The organism is Flavihumibacter sp. CACIAM 22H1, from assembly GCF_001601815.1.
Lineage (GTDB): Bacteria > Bacteroidota > Bacteroidia > Chitinophagales > Chitinophagaceae > Flavihumibacter.
On record NZ_LUKG01000095.1, the window covers coordinates 12,161 to 15,224 of the forward strand.

The window sequence follows — 3,064 nt, forward strand, 5'->3', positions numbered from 1 at the left end:
CAGCTCGACAACTGTGGTTTGGGCGTACCGGCATTAAACAGGGTGGGAGTTGCATGGGTAAACCAGCGTTCACTCATGAGGTGATAGGTTTTAATAGCCTGTTCCATATCCTGTTTGTGAATACCAATGGCCACCCGCATATAGAGGTGCTGGGGGCGTTCGGCGATTTTACCATTCACCCGAAGCAGGTAGGATTTTTCCAGTGTTTTGAAGCCGAAATAATCGAAGCCAAAATCACGGTCGTAGATAATGGTACTATCCAGCAATTCGGCATTTTCTTCAATAACAGCCATCACATCATCTGCTATCAGGGGAAGCACTTTACCAGTTGCAGCATCCTTATAGTTGTATAAGGAACGCATTGTATCACTGAAAGATTTTTTGGTGTTTTTATGCAGGTTGCTCACTGCAATACGAGAAGCAAGCAAAGCATAATCGGGGTGGCGGGTAGTTAACGAAGCGGCTGTTTCAGCAGCCAGGCTATCGAGTTCAGTAGTAGTTACTCCATCATAAATACCTTCAATGGTTTTTTTGGCAATATCGTGTACATCTACCAGCGGACTCAGGCCATAGGAAAGCTTTTGAATACGGGCAGTGATCTTGTCAAATTTTACAGACTCTTTACGGCCATTTCTTTTTATAACAAACATGGTTAAACGCTTTAATCAATTTTAAAAATCTTCATCAAGAGAGAAGGTTTGTCCGGCTGATCCGGTCATTACTCCTGATTTCTGGTAATCACCTACTCTTTTTTCAAAGAAATTGGTTTTACCCTGCAGTGAAATCATTTCCATAAAGTCAAAGGGGTTGGCGGTATTGAACATTTTCGGGTAGCCCAGTTCAGCCAGCCAGCGATCGGCCACAAATTCAATATATTGTTGCATAAGGCGGGCATTCATCCCGATCAGGTCAACCGGCAGGGCATCGGTTATAAATTCTTTCTCGATAGCTACGGCATCGCCGATAATGGAATAGACTTGTTCCTGGCTAAGTTGTTCGGACAACATGCTGTAAAGGAGACAGGCAAATTCGCAGTGCAGGCCTTCATCCCGGCTGATGAGCTCATTGCTGAAAGTGAGCCCGGGCATAAGACCTCGTTTCTTTAACCAGAATATGGAGCAGAAACTGCCGCTGAAGAAAATGCCTTCCACGGCTGCAAAAGCAACCAGGCGTTCGGCGAAGTTTCCTTTTTCGATCCAGCGCAGGGCCCATTCTGCCTTTTTGGTTACGGCCGGAACGGTATCTATAGCATGGAAGAGACGGTCTTTTTCGGCCGGATCCTTAACATAGGTATCGATCAGTAAGGCATAGGTTTCAGAATGGATATTTTCCATCATAATCTGGAACCCGTAAAAGCAGCGGGCTTCCGGCAACTGAACTTCGCTCATGAAGTTAACAGCCAGGTTCTCATTCACAATTCCGTCACTGGCGGCAAAAAATGCCAGTACATGTGAAATGAAATGCCGTTCGCCGTCATTCAGGTTAGCCCAGTCGGCCAGGTCAGCACTCAAATCAATTTCCTCTGCCGTCCAGAAGCTGGCTTCGTGTTTTTTATACATTTCCCAGATACGGGGGTATTTTATCGGCAGGATCACGAACCGATCCTTGTTTTCCTTCAGCAACACTTCATTTTGCATGGTAGTATGTTTATATAGATGTATCAGTTTTCCGCGGAGCAAGGGCTGATACATTCAGGGCCTGCTGTAGAAAGCATTCCCGATGCGTGTTGCCAATGCCGGTACCTTACGCGGGAAGGTCCAAACAATACAGTTTCCGGCAGGTATCTGGCTTTTCGCCGAGGCGAATTACAGTTGCCCGTCAGCCCGCGATTTCCACGCGGTTCCCTATTAAGCAGCAAAAGCTGGCTTTTGCTGCACCGAAAATGTACTCGAAAGAACTGGACACGAAAGTAGGCCGCCATGCTAAAGTTGAGACTGAATGTTTTTCACAGGGTGTGGAAATTATGCTGAAATGCAGCCGGAATGCAGGTTAACAAAAAAGTAATGCAGAAACAGCCTCTATGCTTCCAACAGGTTTCAGTAAATTGATGACCGTATGATACATCGGCTTCTCCCGAAACAACCCAAAAACCTGGCACAACTGACTACCGTGGCAGTAGCCTCCTTTGCCGCCTTCACTACTTATTTCTGCATGTATGGATTCCGTAAATCGATCAGTGCCGGAACTTTTGATGGCCTTACCGCTTTTGGCATCTCTTTCAAATCAGCGCTTGTTATTGCCCAGGTATTAGGGTATATGACCTCCAAATTCATCGGAATCCGCTTTATTTCGGAGATTAACCCGGCTAAACGGGGCTTTTATATCCTCAGCCTCATCGGCGGGGCCCATATTTGCCTGTTGCTGATGGCCCTGGTACCCCTGCCCTATAATGTTCTTTTCCTATTCCTGAACGGAATGTGCCTGGGACTGATCTGGGGCTTGGTTTTCAGTTTTATAGAAGGTAGAAAATACACCGACCTGATAGCGCTTATATTAAGTATAAATTTCATTTTTAGTTCCGGCGTAGTTAAAACGGCAGGCCGAATCAGTATTGAATCCTGGCAGGTAAACGAACTGTATATGCCTTTTGTAACCGGATGCCTGTTTTTGCCGCTTTTGTTCCTGGCGGTGTACCTGCTCGGCAAAATTCCGGCGCCGGCGCCGGAAGAAAAACAGGAAAGAGGGGAACGTACAGCGCTCAATAAAAGCCAGCGTAAGGAGCTTTTCCGGTTATTTCGCCCCGGATTGGTGGCTATTATCCTCCTCAATTTATTCCTTACGATTTTAAGAGATATCAAGGATAATTATGCCGTAGAAATGCTGAAAGTGCTGGAACCTGGCGCTTCCCCGGGAATTTTTGCCCAGATGGAAACCATTGCCTCCCTGGCGGTATTTATGCTATTACTGACTTTAACCGGCATCCGCGATCATTTCAAAAGTTTATACCGCCAGCACCTGGTAATAGGGCTGGGTTTTATCACTATTTTACTGTGTGCCTTTGGGATCGTATATCAAATAGGTTCCCCCATTTTTTGGCTCGTGAGCTTTACGATAGGTTTATACC

General features: G+C 46.1%; 3 protein-coding genes and 1 riboswitch. Of the genes, 1 reads left to right on the forward strand and 2 read right to left on the reverse strand.

All coding sequences use genetic code 11. The features are described 5' to 3' along the window. Both A1D16_RS19025 and A1D16_RS19030 read right to left on the reverse strand, forming a co-directional pair. The coding region (locus A1D16_RS19025) for a ribonucleotide reductase N-terminal alpha domain-containing protein (RefSeq protein ID WP_290712460.1) at positions 1-650 on the reverse strand (650 nt) is incomplete at its 3' end. A gap of 21 nt (positions 651-671) precedes the next feature. Continuing rightward, positions 672-1,637: a ribonucleoside-diphosphate reductase small subunit gene (locus A1D16_RS19030; RefSeq protein WP_290712462.1), complete on the reverse strand. Its 966-nt coding sequence runs from the start codon at positions 1,635-1,637 to the stop codon at positions 672-674. Between the two features lie 120 nt (positions 1,638-1,757). Next, positions 1,758-1,896, reverse strand: a riboswitch (cobalamin riboswitch). 159 nt (positions 1,897-2,055) lie between these two features. On the opposite strand from A1D16_RS19030, the gene A1D16_RS19035 reads away from it, so the two are divergent. Next, on the forward strand, positions 2,056-3,064 hold a 1,009-nt coding region (locus A1D16_RS19035; protein ID WP_290712464.1), incomplete at its 3' end, for a DUF5690 family protein.